Annotated in this window: 13 protein-coding genes; 6 read left to right on the top strand and 7 right to left on the bottom strand. The window is 69.3% G+C overall.

Annotated elements, in window-relative coordinates; genetic code table 11:
- Positions 1-17: 17 nt before the first annotated feature.
- Positions 18-1,007 carry a LacI family DNA-binding transcriptional regulator gene (locus AC0OLQ_RS18175; protein ID WP_357344186.1) on the bottom strand — a complete coding sequence of 330 codons (990 nt, stop codon included), beginning with the start codon at positions 1,005-1,007 and terminating at the stop codon, positions 18-20.
- 180 nt (positions 1,008-1,187) lie between these two features.
- On the opposite strand from AC0OLQ_RS18175, the gene uxaC reads away from it, so the two are divergent.
- Positions 1,188-2,609: a glucuronate isomerase gene (uxaC, locus tag AC0OLQ_RS18170; RefSeq protein ID WP_484527181.1), complete on the top strand. Its 1,422-nt coding sequence runs from the start codon at positions 1,188-1,190 to the stop codon at positions 2,607-2,609.
- Positions 2,610-2,962: 353 nt separating this feature from the next.
- Positions 2,963-3,919, top strand: coding sequence for a helix-turn-helix transcriptional regulator (locus AC0OLQ_RS18165; protein ID WP_484527180.1), 957 nt, complete (start codon positions 2,963-2,965; stop codon positions 3,917-3,919).
- 112 nt (positions 3,920-4,031) lie between these two features.
- Here AC0OLQ_RS18165 and AC0OLQ_RS18160 read toward each other — a convergent pair whose 3' ends face one another.
- Together AC0OLQ_RS18160 and AC0OLQ_RS18155 are read right to left on the bottom strand one after the other, a co-directional pair.
- The gene (locus tag AC0OLQ_RS18160; protein WP_484527179.1) at positions 4,032-6,989 is read right to left on the bottom strand and encodes a M4 family metallopeptidase; all 2,958 of its coding nucleotides are present in this window, start codon (positions 6,987-6,989) and stop codon (positions 4,032-4,034) included.
- A gap of 616 nt (positions 6,990-7,605) precedes the next feature.
- A complete protein-coding gene (locus AC0OLQ_RS18155; protein WP_350917013.1) occupies positions 7,606-7,893 on the bottom strand; it encodes a hypothetical protein in 288 nt (95 codons plus the stop codon).
- 212 nt (positions 7,894-8,105) lie between these two features.
- Between AC0OLQ_RS18155 and AC0OLQ_RS18150 the strand changes: the two genes are divergently transcribed.
- Together AC0OLQ_RS18150 and AC0OLQ_RS18145 are read left to right on the top strand one after the other, a co-directional pair.
- Complete coding sequence (locus AC0OLQ_RS18150) at positions 8,106-9,170, top strand: glycoside hydrolase family 18 protein (RefSeq protein WP_484527178.1); 1,065 nt, start codon at positions 8,106-8,108, stop codon at positions 9,168-9,170.
- 360 nt (positions 9,171-9,530) lie between these two features.
- Positions 9,531-10,247, top strand: a complete 717-nt coding sequence (locus AC0OLQ_RS18145; RefSeq protein WP_484527177.1) for a DinB family protein — start codon at positions 9,531-9,533, stop codon at positions 10,245-10,247.
- 148 nt (positions 10,248-10,395) lie between these two features.
- On the opposite strand, the gene AC0OLQ_RS18140 is transcribed toward AC0OLQ_RS18145, so the two are convergent.
- Both AC0OLQ_RS18140 and AC0OLQ_RS18135 read right to left on the bottom strand, forming a co-directional pair.
- Positions 10,396-10,590, bottom strand: a complete 195-nt coding sequence (locus AC0OLQ_RS18140) for a hypothetical protein (protein WP_484527176.1) — start codon at positions 10,588-10,590, stop codon at positions 10,396-10,398.
- 36 nt (positions 10,591-10,626) lie between these two features.
- The gene (locus tag AC0OLQ_RS18135; RefSeq protein ID WP_484527175.1) at positions 10,627-10,833 is read right to left on the bottom strand and encodes a hypothetical protein; all 207 of its coding nucleotides are present in this window, start codon (positions 10,831-10,833) and stop codon (positions 10,627-10,629) included.
- A gap of 325 nt (positions 10,834-11,158) precedes the next feature.
- On the opposite strand from AC0OLQ_RS18135, the gene AC0OLQ_RS18130 reads away from it, so the two are divergent.
- Entirely contained in the window at positions 11,159-12,055 is an 897-nt protein-coding gene (locus AC0OLQ_RS18130) for a hypothetical protein (protein ID WP_484527174.1), read from the top strand.
- 75 nt (positions 12,056-12,130) lie between these two features.
- A complete protein-coding gene (locus AC0OLQ_RS18125) occupies positions 12,131-12,310 on the top strand; it encodes a hypothetical protein (protein ID WP_254336772.1) in 180 nt (59 codons plus the stop codon).
- Positions 12,311-12,825: 515 nt separating this feature from the next.
- On the opposite strand, the gene AC0OLQ_RS18120 is transcribed toward AC0OLQ_RS18125, so the two are convergent.
- Positions 12,826-13,404: a suppressor of fused domain protein gene (locus AC0OLQ_RS18120; RefSeq protein WP_357345998.1), complete on the bottom strand. Its 579-nt coding sequence runs from the start codon at positions 13,402-13,404 to the stop codon at positions 12,826-12,828.
- 108 nt (positions 13,405-13,512) lie between these two features.
- On the bottom strand, positions 13,513-14,034 hold the full coding sequence (locus tag AC0OLQ_RS18115) for an SMI1/KNR4 family protein (protein ID WP_484527173.1): 522 nt from the start codon (positions 14,032-14,034) through the stop codon (positions 13,513-13,515).
- Between the last annotated feature and the right edge of the window lie 160 nt (positions 14,035-14,194).

Raw genomic sequence — 14,194 nt, 5'->3', positions numbered from 1 at the left:
GCCTGCCGGCCGGGATGTCAGGCGGTCGGTGCGACCCCGGTCGAGCCGCGGACCAGCAGCTGGGTGGTCAGTTCTCGGCGCACGTTGCGTGCGTCGTCGGGCCGCTCCAGCAGCGACAGCAGCAGGTCGACGGCGGCACGGCCGGCCTGCTCCTTGGTGAGCGAGACGGTGGTGAGCGTGGGTGACGACATCGACGACATCTGGATGTCGTCGATTCCGACCACGCTGATGTCGTGCGGTACGTGAACGCCACGGGCCTGGAGCCGGCCCAGCAGGCCCAGTGCCATGAGGTCGTTGTAGGCGATGACCGAGGTGACGCCGGAGGCGATGATGAGATCCGCCGCGGCGACCCCGCCCTCGAACTGGGGCGGGAAGTGGCCGACCACGAGCAGTTCCATGCCGGCCGCGTCCGTCGCGGCGCGCAGGCCCCGCATCCGGTCGCGGTTGGACCAGGAGGTACGCGGCCCACCCACCCAGGCCACCCGGCGGTGACCGAGCGCCTGCAGGTGCGCGACGGCCTGCCGCATGCCGTCCGCGTTGTCGAAGACGACGGACGGAACCCGCCCGAAGCGCCGGTTGACCATGACCAGGGTGGTGGTCGCGGCGAGCGTGCGGATGTCCTCCTCACGCGCGCGGGGCGAGCAGAGGATGAGCCCGTCGACCTGCTTGGCGAGGACCCGGACGAGTTCGCTCTCGACGGTCGGGTCCTCGTCGGCGTCGGCCAGGAGGACGGCGTAGTCCGCCTCCCGGGCCCTGGCCTGCACGCCCTTCACCACGGTGGGGAAGAACGGATTGGCCAGGTCCGGCACGATCAGCCCCAGGTTGCCGGTGCGCCCGGTGATGAGTCCTCGCGCGGCCCGGTTGGGTTCGTAGCCCAACCGCTGGGCCACGCGCAGCACCCGTTCCCGGGTAACCGGGCTGACCAGCCCGGGCATCGACAGCGCCCGGGACACGGTGGACGGCGAGACGCCGGCCTCGCGGGCCACCTCACGGATCGTCGCGCGCAACGGTTCACCTCCTCGGTCGCGGAACCGTTACGTCGGAAGTCTGAAACCGATTGCAGAACTCTGTCAATACTCTCCCGCACGAATGTCTCTGGGCTCGTGAAACCGCGGCCTTGTGGCGCAAGCCGGTCGATGCAATCCTTTGCAGGGCCAGTTCCAATCGAAGCCGCAGAGGAGACGTTGGTGGCACAACTGCGTCTGCACCCCGACCGTGCCCTACCGGCCGGCGACGGCATCCGGGCCGTCGCCCGTCGCATCTACCACTCCACGCGGGAGCTGCCGCTGCTCTGCATGCACGGGCACGTGGACGCCGCCGTACTCGCCGACGACGAGCGGTTCTCCGACCCGGCTCACCTGCTGGTCGTGCCGGACCACTACGTGACCCGAATGCTCGTCTCGCAGGGCGTCACACTCGACCAACTCGGCGTCCCCCGCCTCGACGGGACAACGGTCGAGGCCGACCCCCGCGCCATCTGGCGGCTCTTCTGCGCCCACTGGCACCTGTTTCAGGGCACGCCCAGCCGCTACTGGCTGGAACACGAGATCACCGAGGTGCTCAAGCTCGACCTCGCCCCCGGGCCCGACACCGCGGACGAACTCTACGACCTCATCGACGCGCGACTGTCCGAGCCGGGCTTCCGGCCACGTACCCTGCTCGACGCCTTCAACATCGAGTTGATGGCCACCACGGACTCCGCCACCTCGCCCCTGCACGACCACTCCCGGCTCCGCGAAGCGGGGCTGGGTGAACGCGTCGTGCCCACCTTCCGGCCGGACGCACTGACCCATGTCGGCCACCCCGGCTGGACGGGCCAGCTCGAGCGGCTCCAAGAGTTGAGCGGGATGGACACCGGCGACTACGACGGCTATCTGGCCGCCCTGCTCGCGCGGCGCGCGGCATTCGTGGCGGCGGGCGCCCGCGCCACGGACCACGGGCACGTCAGCGCCGCCGCCGAGCCGCTGAGCCCGGCCGAGGCCCGGCGGATCTACGCCGACGCGCGCAACGGCGCGGTGACCCCCGAGGCGTCCTCGGCGTTCGCCGGGCACATGCTCTACGAGATGGCCCGGATGTCGTGCGACGACGGGCTCGTCATGCAGATCCACCCGGGCGTGCTCCGCGACTACGACCCCGACATCCACGCCGCCTTCGGCTCCGACCGGGGTTTCGACATCCCGATCGCGGCCGAGTTCACCCGTGCCCTCCGGCCGCTGCTCACCGCCTTCGGTCGCGATCCGAACTTCCGGGTCATCCTCTTCACCGTCGACGAGACCGTCTACTCACGGGAACTCGCCCCGCTCGCCGGGGTCTACCCCGCGGTACGTCTCGGCGCGCCGTGGTGGTTCCTGGACAGCCCCGACGGGATGCGCCGCTTCCGGGAACTGGTGACCGAGACGGCCGGCTTCTACAACACCAGCGGCTTCGTCGACGACACCCGGGCGTTCCTGTCCATCCCGGCCCGGCACGACCTCGCCCGGCGCATCGACGCCGGCTACCTGGCCCGCCTCGTGGTGGAACACCGGCTGACCGAGGACGAGGCGACCGAGACGGCTGCCAACCTGGCCTACCGCCTGCCCCAGGAGGCGTACGCGCGTCGCAGTGGCTGAACCCGACGACAACCCGCTGCGACGCCGCCGTGGTAGACGCCAGCGGCACGCGCACTTCGCGGAAGTCGAATGCCGCTCGGTCGTTTCTCCTCCTTCGGGACACCGGCAGGTACGGGCGTCCTCGTCGCCGTTACGGCTGGTACAACTTGCACCGGCTGTACAGCAGCCTGGGCCACCGCAGTCCCGCCGACTACGAGGCCGCCCTGGCGGCCTGACCACCACACCGATGGTGTCCGCCGAAGCGGAACAAGCTCGGACCACAGGAGTTGTCAGAACGCATGGACGGAACTGCAGGCAGCCCGTGGGCGGTAACCGGTCTGGATCCCTTGGCCGGGCGGGTGTTGGAGCACCTGGTGGCCGTGCCGTCGGCGGACGTCACCGAGGTGGCGACGGCGGTCGGGGTGTCCCCGGCGGAGGCGGAACGAGCACTGCGGCACCTTGCGGACTCCGCGCTGGTGCTGCAGATCGACGCCACGGCACCGCGATGGGCGGCCGGCCCCCCGCGGTCATCGCTCAGCGCCCTGGTGGCCCGGCGGCGGGCCGAACTGGCCCGCGTCGAGGGCCTCGTGGAGCGGCTTCACGAGGTGTATGAGGCGGTTTCCGGCCCGCGCGCTGCGCATCTGGTGGAGGTGCTGGAGCGCGAGGACGAGGTGCCGGCGCGCTACGGTCAGCTGCTGAAGGGCAGTTCGGTCGAGGTACTGCATCTGGCCAAGCCGCCGTATGTGACGGCCACGCAGGCGTCCGTCGCGGAGTCGGGGGTGGCGCCCGGGGTGCGGATGCGGTCGGTGTACGAGACGGAGGGCTTTACCGACGCGGTGTCCCTCAAGACGGCGCTGCGCGGGACGGGTCAGGGCGGGGAATTGCGGCTGGCGTCACGGCTGCCGGTGAAGTTGGTGGTGTTCGACCGGGTGGCGGCTCTGCTGCCCGTGCGCGGGGACCGCCCGGCGGCGGGTTCAATGGTGGTGCACTCGCCCGCGCTGGTGGTGGCGCTGGTGGCGCTGTTCGAGAGTGTGTGGGAGCGCGCCGACCCGGTGTCGCTGGCGAGCCGACACGATGGGCCGGCCCCGAAGGGCAGTCTGACGACCGTGGGGCCGGACCGGCGAACATGGGAAATCCTGCACATGATGGCGACCGGGATGAAGGACGAGGCGATCGCCCGCGTGCTCAAGGTGAGCCGCCGCACCGTGCAGAAACACGTCAGCGATGCGGGTTCTCTGCTCGGCGCCCGGACTCGGTTCCAGATCGCGCTGCTGGCAGCGGAGCGGGGGTGGCTGAAGGAGTCGCTGACAGGAGGCGGCACCGGGCGATGAAGGCTCGTTGAATCCCGCGGCCCCACGTCAAGGCTCACTGCCACCGCGCGCCGGGACCTCCATGTGGCAGATCCCGGCGCGCTGTCGTGCATCGCGCTTGCCTAGCAGGGGCTCACTGGCAGGACTTGGCTCCCGTCGCGTACGCCAGGCCGAAACCGCCCGCCGACGAGTCCATGAAGATCACCTCGCGCCCCGCACCCGCCGTCGCGAACATCTGCGCTCCCGGACTGCACGACGCCGGGCCGACGTAGGTCCCGTCGAACGTGTACTGCTTGAGCTTCGGGTTGAGCGAGTTGTCCGGGTAACCGCCGGTCGCGAGCCAGAGCTCCGCGGGGGCCTCCTCGGTGGTCGTGAGGGTCGTGTCGGACAGCGTGACGACGTCGGCACGGATCGCCTGCGGGGAGTTCTCCTCGAAGAGCAGGTTACTGGTGCCCGTGGCGAAGTCGAAGAGCCGCACGGAGTCGTTGAACGTCCCCTTGCTCCACTCGCCGTCGACGTAGTGGCCGTAGTCGCGGTTGGTCACCCAGGCGACGCCGGTGCCGGACAGCTGCGGGTAGCTCATCGTCTCGGCGCCAGGGTCACCGCCGGCGAAGGTCGTCTTCCCCGTCGCCACGTCGTACACCTCGACGCCCAGCGACCACCAGGTGCCGTCGGGGTTGGGCTCCGCGTAGTCCTCGTACCGGACGTAGGAGATCTTCCCGTTCTTGACGCTCGGTGCCGTCGCGTTCCCGACCCAGTCGGGGTGCGCGAGGGTGTGCACGGTCCGCGAGTTGCCCTGCAGGTAGCGCACGACGTCGAGGTACCCCTGCGCCGGGTCGTACTGGCTCCACGCGACGACGTCGCCGTCGAAGCCCAGGCCGTCGATCCGGTACGGGGAGCTGTAGAGCTCCTCGACCTGGCCGCCGCCGACGGGCGCCGACAGGATGCGGTTGGTCTCCCACGTCGGCGAGTCGGGGTTGTTCATGATCGACAGCCACACGACGCGCTTGCCATCGGTGTACGGGAAGGTGTGATTGTTCCCGTCGTTCGGGGAGATCCGGTACGGCGCGACCTTGCCGTCGGTGCGGCCGACCCAGATCGAGATCGGCTCGGTGTGGTTCGCGTCCGACCGCGGCACGGTGAACCAGCCGCCGGCCATGCTCGCCTTCGTGTCGATGTACAACCCGGTGTTGAGCCGGTCGACCAGCAGGTCGGTGTTCTTGCCGTACAGGTTCGCCTTCCACTTCGCGGTGATCCCGCGCGAGTCGAACGCCGCCTGCACCACCTTGAAGTCCTTGTTGCTCAGGCCGAAGGACCTGGCGGAGGCGAGCACCGCGTCGCGGGCGTCGACGAAGTCGGACATGGGCGTGAGGTAGTCGGTGAGCGCGCGGTAGACGATCTTGTCGGCGACCGCACCGCCGAACGCCTGACGCAGGTCCCACAGCGCCCCGGACACGATCGTCGAGTTGAGGTGCACGCCGCCGTCGTCCATCTGCGGGGTGTCCATGAGGTGCTGGAAGTCCGCCGTGGTGGCGCCGTCGTCGAGGTTGCGCAGGGCGCACTTGGCGGGAGCCAGGGTGCGGCAGAGGTCGCCGCCGATCAGGCTCGCCTCCGGGTCGGACATCGACGTGCCCGCCGCGTCGAGGTCGATGGCGTTGCCGAAGTAGTCGGCGATCGCCTCGTTGAGCGCGCCCGGCTGGCCGGCGTAGACGAGGCTGGCGGAGTTCTCCACCACACCGTGCGTCATCTCGTGGCCCACGACGTCCGGGTCGGCGGCCAGCGGCAGGTACTCGTCGTCCCCGCTGCCGTACACCATGCGGGTGCCGTCCCAGTAGGCGTTGACGAACGGGTAGCCGCCGTACGTGATGCCGACGATCGAGTTGATCGGCATGCCGTCGTCGTCGAGGCTGTTGCGCCCGAGCTCCGTCTGGAACCACTCGAACACCTTCGCGGCGTCCCAGGCCGCGTCCACGGCGCCGGCGTCGGTCAGGTCGGCGCCGAGCGTGCTCGACGGCGACGCGAACGGCCCCACGCCCTCGGGCAACTGGCCGTCGAGCAGCTCGTAGTAGTCCCGGCCCCGAGCGTCAAAGGTGGTGATCGGCACCGTCCGGCCGTCCGCGAGGGTGTGGGTCTGGTCGATCATGAGGTAGAGGCTGGCGTCGTCGACCCGGACGAGCGGGACCGACACTGCGGCGCCGTGCAGGCTCTTGCCCTCGCCGACGACCGGCGTCGTGCCGTTGCCCGACGGGGGCGGCTCCGTCACGGCCTGCGGCGCGACGGCCGTCCCACCGGCGGCCAGGGCGGCGGCCTGCTGCGCGGTGGCGAACGACTTGATCCGGCTGACGCTGAGCAGCGTCACCCCGTTCGTCGCGCCCACGTACACGTCGCGGAGCACGGGCTGGCCCGTGACGGCGTCCTTGCCCTTGACGAGCACGCGCCGCGCGAGCACGCCGGCGCCGGTCGGCATGACCACGAGCCCCTGGTCGGTGCCGCTGAGGTCGGCGTGGGCCGCGTCGGTCTTCGTGCCGCGCCGCGGGGCGCCGGCCACGACGGCCGCACCGGGGTGCAGGCTCTTGCGCACGTCCTCGACCGCGCGGGAGATCGCGACGTCCGCGGGCATCGGGGTGCCCGTCGTGTCGACGTCGAGGTCCGTGAAGTAGCTGCCCGACGTGCCGGTCACCGTGCGCTTGCCGGCCTTCTTCTCCATACGCACCACGTACTGGGCGCCGAACACGGGCAGGCCCTTGTACTTCTGGTTCAGCCGGACCGTCTCCCGCGCGCCCTGCGTGTCGACGCTCGCCGTGGTGAGCGTGCCGTCCGGGTCGGCGATCTTGTAGCGGTCCTTGTGGCCCGCGAGGTGGGCCTTGGCGGCCTTGTCCGGCGCGATCGTGGCGTCGACCGGGTCGGCCAGGTCGTCCACGAGCGCGGGCGTGTCCGTAGCGAGCGCCACGGTGGCCGGGACGGATGCCTCCGTGGCCGTCGTCGTGCCCGTCGGCGACGGGGTCGCCGCGTTCGCGGCCTGGGCGGTGGTTCCGAGGAGGGCGGCCGTCGCCAGGATGGCGAGGGCGGGTGGTGCCTTGAGTCTGCGCATCTGTTGCTCCTGCAAGGTGGTCCAGCGCCCGGCCGACTCCTTGCGGCACGGGTTCCGCTCACCCTCGCCGCGGTGTCACCACCGACACAAGGACGCCTTTGCGCAGCTGCACAAGTCAGAAGCTCGCCGAGAGACAGCCGATCCGAGCGCGGCATACCCGGTCGGGGCCGATGGTGGGCGCAGCGTCATCCGCAAGGCGGCCGGCATCGACTTCAACGCCGTGCGGCGAACCGGCTCCCTGGCGGATGGGCCGGTGCCGTGTGGACCGCCAGCTGGCCAGTTGGCCTCGACTACGACTCAGGCGCTGCCGACGGTCAACGCCTCCCGAGCTCCCACAGCGCTCCCCCGGGCATATGCTCAACCGGACTCGCCGAGCCGCCTGCGGCTGCCCTTTGGGCAGGGGCACGGAGGGGCAGGGTTCAGCATCTACCCGGAGATCCCGCGCCGGGCGCAGGCGCCCAGCGCTCGGCCAGCGGCAGATCAGTGGACCTGACCTTCGCGGACGCCCAATACGGGAAAGGCAATGCGCCCGGCAGCTAACCGAGCGCATTGCCATCGATGGGGCCGCATACCGGTCGTCTCGAGCCGGTGGCGTCGGCGGCGATCAATTTCCTGATCAGAAGGGGGGTGCGTCCTCGCCCATCAACGCCAGCACGACGCCTCCCTTCCCGCTCTTGAGGCTCTGGACCACGACCTTGCCGGTGCTGCCGTCGGGCAGCTCCAACGTGAAGGTCTTCCCGACCGCGTTCTTGGGGCCATTGCCGGCGCTGTTGGCCGGCCGGAAGTCGCCTGCCCACGGCGGGATCCCACCCTTGCGGGCGGGCTCGGCGAAGAGCGCGGCGGTGCCGGGGGTCCTGGTGCCGTCCGAGGAGAGAAGCACTGAGGCGCTGCGATAGGTAGCCATATGCCCCAAGGCTATCCCGACCGCGCTCGTTCGCGCCACGACAACTGCCCCGTACCGCGAACGGCAACGGAGAGCGACCTTGATCTGCTCCCACCCCGCGGGTTGACCATGCGTTGGCCGCGGGCCCGAGCCAGATCCCGGCCGCCGAACCTGCAGCCCATCGCGCCGGTTTCACCGAGTCGGCTCTGACCCGCGGCTGCTACCGTGGGCGAATGATCATGGGGCAGACGGTTCTGGGTGCCTACTTTCCCGGAGTGGACACCCACGAGTACCCGATCGAGCACCTTCCCGCCGACCTGTTGACCCACCTGTTCTACGCATTCGCCACGATCGAGGACGGCCGCCTGACGCTTCCTTCCACGGCGCCGGCGCAGCTCGCCGCGATCAGGCAGGCGCATCCGCACCTGCGCATCGTGATCTCGATCGGCGGCTGGGGTGCCGGCGGGTTCTCCGATGCCGCGCTGACCGCACGCACACGCGCCGACCTGGTAGCCGAATGCGTGGAACTCGCCGCCGGCTTCGACGGCGTGGATCTGGATTGGGAGTTTCCGGTATCGGGAGGCCCTGCCGAGCTCACCCGACGGCCCGAGGACCGGCGCAACTGCACGCTGCTCGCCCAGGATCTGCGTGACCGTCTCGGCCCGGATCGCCTGCTGACCGCCGCCCTGCCGGCCGGACGGCTGCAGTCGGCCGGCCCATATGACCCGGCGGACAGCTTCGAACTCGCGGAACTCGCCGAACTCCTCGACTTCGTCAACCTCATGACCTACGACTTCGGTACGGGCTTCTCCCAGATCGCTACGTTCAACGCGCCACTGGCGGAAGTCGCCGACGACCCACTCGAACCCGGCCTGCGGCAGTGGAACAACGTCACAGGTGCGGTCGACTACTACGAGCGCCACGGCGTACCACGGGACAAGCTCGTGCTCGGCGTGCCGTTCTACGGCCGCGGATTCCGCGTCGCCTCACCCGGCGAGCAAGCCGGCCTGTTCCAGCCCCAGATCGGTACCGTCGATGTCGGCAACTGGCGCGACATCAGCCGTGACCTGCTGCCCGACCCGGCATGGCAGCGCCACCGCCATCCGGTGGCCCGCACACCGTGGCTCTACCACCCTGGTACCCAGACGTTCGTGAGCTACGAGGACGCCGACTCCATCCAGGAGCGAGCGGCGTTCGCGGCGAGCCACGGGCTGCGGGGCACGTTCACCTGGCAGCTCGCCGGTGACGACAGCGAGCATTCCCTCCTTGCAGCCATGACCCGCCCGTTCCGTCAGTAGCCCGTCGTGGGCCATCTGGCTGGCGTTCAGGAAGGATACTGCGGGGGCCACAGCAGGCCCGGCAGATCGGCGGAGACCGCGGCGAGCGGTACGACGCACCCGTCTCGGCAAAGTCGCGCGGTCAGCGGCAGTAGCGGATGCTTGATCTTGGCGACGCGCCCCCCGATCTTTGGCCCTCGCCGGACGGAACCATTTCCAAGGTGGTGACCAGCTGTACCGTCGCCGTCGTCGCACCAGTTGGTCCGGGTCAGTCACCCTGCGCCGGTCGATGCTCGTTGACTTCGGGCTGGCCGCGTCGCGCATTCGTTGTCGGACCCGCCCGCTAGCATCGCCGCGATCGCCAACGGGAGGGAAGGCGCCGTGGCCCAGGACGTCACAACGTTCGTCGATAGGGACCTGCGGGGCGCGCGGTTCAACAGGTCGACGCTGGCCGGTGCCGTGATGCGCGGCGTCGATGTGCGCGGGCTCGATATCGATGCGCCGTGGCTGGCGGACGGCGCACTGCTGATCAACGGTGTCGACGTCGTGCCGCTCGTCGAGGCCGAACTCAACCGGCGGTTTCCCGGGCGCGAACTGAAGCATGCCAAGGATTCCGATGGCCTGCGCACGGCGTGGGCGGCGCTCGAACGGGCCTGGGCGGCCGCGGTCGACCGGGTTGAATCCATGCCCGAGGGCACCGCCGACGTCTCGATCGATGGCGAGTGGTCGTTCGCGCAGACCCTGCGCCACCTCGCGTTCGCCACCGACGCATGGCTCGGCAAGGCGATCCTGCGCCTGCCGCAGCCCTTCCATCCGCTCGGGCAGCCGCACGCCGAGTACGAGACGGATGGATTCGATATGTCGATCTTTGCCACGGGGCAGCCGAGTCTCGCCGAGGTGCTCGATCTGCGTGCCGAGCGGCAGGCCATGGTGCAGGACTTCCTCGCGAGCGTCACGCCGGAGCTGCTCGCCGAGCCTCGGCCGACCGTGTGGTCACCCGAACACGAGGAGCGGGTCCTGCACTGCCTCCACGTGATCTTCGACGAAGAGTGGGAACACCTCCGCTTCGCACTGCGCGACCTCGACGCGCAGCAATAAGGTCCGGTGTCCACGTGGACACTTGAAAAGACCTCCCACCGAAGGGACAGCCCACTGCGTAGTGCTCAATATGCGGCAAAAGAGTACGTCCGTTGGATGCTGCGTCCACGCGTCAGGGAGGCGCTCGCGGAGTAACCGAGAAGCTGCATCACGACACTGGCGGATCTTGGGCTGCTGGACCGATCAGCCGTTTGAGGGTCTGCTCGGCCTGCTTGAGGTACTCACGAACCGCCTGGTCGAAGGCACCCGCGGGCAGAGACCAAGCGCTGTCCTGCGGCTCGCCGAGTCGGCCCAACGCCGGAGGGATCCCGTCCATCCAGCCGAACAGGCCGCGTCGTTTCATCCGCTGTCGGTACAGTGCCCGACCGGTCTCAGTAAGTCAGTAGCGGTCGGCTTCGGCATCGGCCCCGATTAGGCCCACGGCCAGAAGGCGGGGCACTGCACGGGTGAACTCGGCTTCGGTCAGGACGGCGTGATTGATGGTGTCGGCCGTCTTGAGGATCTCGCTCAGCGTGTAACCATCGTCCGGACCGGTGCCCTTGATCGACGAAAAGACCCAGGCATCCGACCATGTCCACGTGGCCATGCTGCCAGCGTAAGGAGAAAGCGTCGCCGTCGATGGCTGACCGCGCGGTCAGCGGCAAATGAGGGTGGCCGAGCATGGTGGCGGCGGGGTGGAAACCAGATGGGCGCAGCGCTGCCCAGTCCGGTAGCGAGTCGCGGACATCGAGGCTGATCTTGCCCTGTAACGGCTGGACTGTCACGAGCCCTTTCGGCGCGGCCCTCATCAGCACCGTAGCGATATCGTTACCGCGAGCACGGCCAGATCGGTGAACATGTTTCACAGTCGCGAGACGCGGGCCGGACCGCTCGGGCAGCGTCGCCGGCGGTGGCGGTCTAGGCTGACCCGCATGCCTGCTGATCATGGCGCACGTGACCTCGGCCAGCTGATGGAGCGCGTCAATGCCGGTTATTTCGAGGAGGCCCGCGACATTGCGTGGCTAGGCTTTGTGCCCGCCGGCAAGGCGTCGAGCATCAACGCCGTCGCCGGACTCAATCCCCAACAGATGGCGACGGAGATCGGGATCTCCGCGATGGAGCCGCCGAGCGCGATCGCCCTGGTACGGCGACGCTGCCCGGGCATCGTCATCGCCATGGGCCGCCCAGGCGAACCCGATCCGCGCCAACCCCTGCGCCCAGGCGGCGCCGTGCTCTGGCATTACGACGGTACCCGGGAGACCGCGGCCCTGCCCCCGCCCGACCCGGACGCCGCAGGGGTGGTGACAGAGCTTGCCGCACAACGGTCCTGGGGCCCGCCTGCGGTCACCTTGCATGCGGCGGCGCGGCTGCGCGAGGTACCCGTCAAAGAATTGTTGTCTTTGCTCGTCCACCCGCCGCAGTCGCCCGGCCGCACACGGATGTCCGTGTGGGAGCGGACCGTACAGGCGTGGTGCTGCCTTGGCCTGCTGCACCAGGGTGAAACGGGGCTGCTGGCCGACATCGTCTTCGGCGTCGAGGACTGGACCACCGAGGCGGCCGTCTACGCGCTGGTGGCCTCGGCGTGGACGGACCCGTCGCAACGGGCCGGCGTCGCCGCGCTGGTGGCCGAGCGCTTCGAGAAAGCGTCTACGGCGCAACAGACCCGGCCCGTGCTCATCGCGACGTCGCTGGCGCAGCTTGCGTGCGTGACTCCGGACCTGTCCGCCGCCACGCGCGACGCGGCCCGGCGGATGCTTGCCGAAGACGTGCTGCCCTCGGCGCAACCACAACCCAGACGGACAGTGTGGGACAAGCTGCGGGGCCGCTGACACCGGCGCCGCGTCACCGGGCGCGCCGTCCTCGACAACCAGCAACTCGAACGCTTCACTCGACACCTCATCGCTGTGCCGCTGCAGCCGCTGGCCGTGCCCGCCGACCCGACGCATCTCTACGTCGCGCCCGGGCTCGTCGCTCTCACCGCCGGGTTGCACGGCGGCACCCACGTGTTCGTCGGCGCCCGTCAACGGGCAAGCCTGCGCGCCACTCGCGATTGGACCACCGCCTGGAGCACGTTCAACGGCTGACGGCCCGCGGACGTCGGGGAGCCGGGATACTTCAACGCCCATGATCCAGTGCGCGCTCATCGGCAGTTCCGGATGGCGAGCGGCAGCTCGAACCGTCACGCTGCGCGCCGCGCGGATCGCGGCTGTGAGTGCGCCCGGCGCCACCAACTCTGCGGTCGAAGTCGCCGCCGCCCATATGGTTGAAGCAGCTGCCTAAGCTGGGTCGGTGCACCGCGTCGATTTGTACGCGGCCGACGGGGGCCTCGGATTGGTCGTCACCGGCCGCGACATCCCGCATCTACGGCTTGAGGTCACTTCTGGCCGGCGCATGCTGCTACGTCAGCAGAACCGTGTGGTACTTCTCGGCAAGGTGCACCGCTGGAACTACGGCGTGCACGTGTACCGGACCGGGGACAACGTCTCGCCGCTTCCCCCACTGCGCGCCGACAATGCGCGCCAGGTCACCCCACCCCGCAGCGTACGCCAACACGCTGCGAGCGGCAGATCCGGAAACTCGATCACCCGCCCGCTGAGGCCTACGAGCCCAACCCATCCAGCGCCACTTCTGCCCGACCGGGGTCAGCCAGGTCAGGATCCTGAGCCGCGAATGACTGCTCCAGCGTCCCCCACCCGAACTTCTGGATTACCTCAGCTTCACCCGTGGTGATCGGAACCAACCACGTGAAGACCACTGGCGCGGGTTCGGTGTGACAGACGGCAAAGGACTCCGGCAAATATCTCGGGCTGATCGCCACGATGGCTGTGGTCTGGCCGCCCGGGAAGAGAGGCCCGCGCGGGCCAATCACCTGGCCATTCGACAAGCCGGCCCTGCGGCGCACCAACTCACCGGCCACCTGGAACAACAGCCCGGCTGCCCGGGCCGGGTAGTCATCGGTTGGAACGTGCATCACCAACTCTTGGTGCAAGGCCCCGTCACTCGGCAGGTTGAGATGACGCCGCGACAGCCCGACGGTCACCAGGGTCGTGACCCCGCCGAACGGGACGTCGGGGCCAAACCACGCCACCTGAACGCCCTCCGGCGTCGTATCGTCGCCTCGGCTACCACCCGCGATGAGCCCGAGGAACGACTCCAAGTGTTCAATCAACCCAGCCACTCGGTGATCATCTCCGATCAAGCCACGACGACGAAAGCTCGCCCCCCGGCCACCGTGTGTTGGCCCCGCCCGGGGACACAGAACCCGTGAACGGGGTACGGCCGGCAACTACCGCGCTGTCGTGTCGACCAGCGTTGTTAGCGCGCGGAGCTCGGCTTGGGCTGCATCGATCACCGTCGCGGTGGCTCGGTGCGTGTCGCCGGTGCGGGTGTAGCGCTGTGCGATCGCGGTAAGCGGGGGGATGGGCGTGGTCGTGCGGTGGATGCCGTCGACGGTTTCGAGGGGGCCGACGCCATTGGCTAGCAGCCACAGGTAGTCGCCGAGGTTGCTGGCGATCACGTTCAGCTCGCCCTCGGAACCAAGGAACACGATGGGCTGGGTCTCGATCGGGGCATCAGGCACGCGGATCCAGAAGGCAGCCAGGCCGCCAGACCCGTCTTGCCCGAAGACTCGGAACGGTGCGGTGCCGGCGGTCGGGTTGCCGGTCCAGGATTGCCACCACTCAAGCGTTTCGACGGACCACATGAACTTGTCGTACGGCTCGAAGTCGTGACCGTCATGGTCGGTGGAGAAGCCTTCAGCGTGAGCTGCGGCCAGCGCGGCCGGCAGCGTACGGTCCTCGTCCTGCACCAAGAAAGTCTATGAGGGCCTTCATACGGCGTCGGGTGGGACTGACCCTCGAGTAGCGACGCATTACCGGTTGCGACCAGCGCGGTCAGCGGCATGTGCGGACGTTGATTTGGTACCGGTCATGCCCTCGTCAGCGAGACGCGCTGCACCCAAGGGCGGA

The sequence above is a fragment of the Micromonospora sp. Utrum1 genome (genome assembly GCF_057197805.1).
This window is presented reverse-complemented; position numbering and strand designations above follow the sequence as displayed.

Coding starts and splice junctions, on each gene's coding strand:
- AC0OLQ_RS18130 (WP_484527174.1), top strand. CDS start 11,159: ATGCCTGCTGATCATGGCGCACGTGACCTCGGCCAGCTGATGGAGCGC.
- AC0OLQ_RS18135 (WP_484527175.1), bottom strand. CDS start 10,833: ATGGCCACGTGGACATGGTCGGATGCCTGGGTCTTTTCGTCGATCAAG.
- AC0OLQ_RS18150 (WP_484527178.1), top strand. CDS start 8,106: ATGATCATGGGGCAGACGGTTCTGGGTGCCTACTTTCCCGGAGTGGAC.
- AC0OLQ_RS18140 (WP_484527176.1), bottom strand. CDS start 10,590: ATGAAACGACGCGGCCTGTTCGGCTGGATGGACGGGATCCCTCCGGCG.
- AC0OLQ_RS18160 (WP_484527179.1), bottom strand. CDS start 6,989: ATGCGCAGACTCAAGGCACCACCCGCCCTCGCCATCCTGGCGACGGCC.
- AC0OLQ_RS18155 (WP_350917013.1), bottom strand. CDS start 7,893: ATGGCTACCTATCGCAGCGCCTCAGTGCTTCTCTCCTCGGACGGCACC.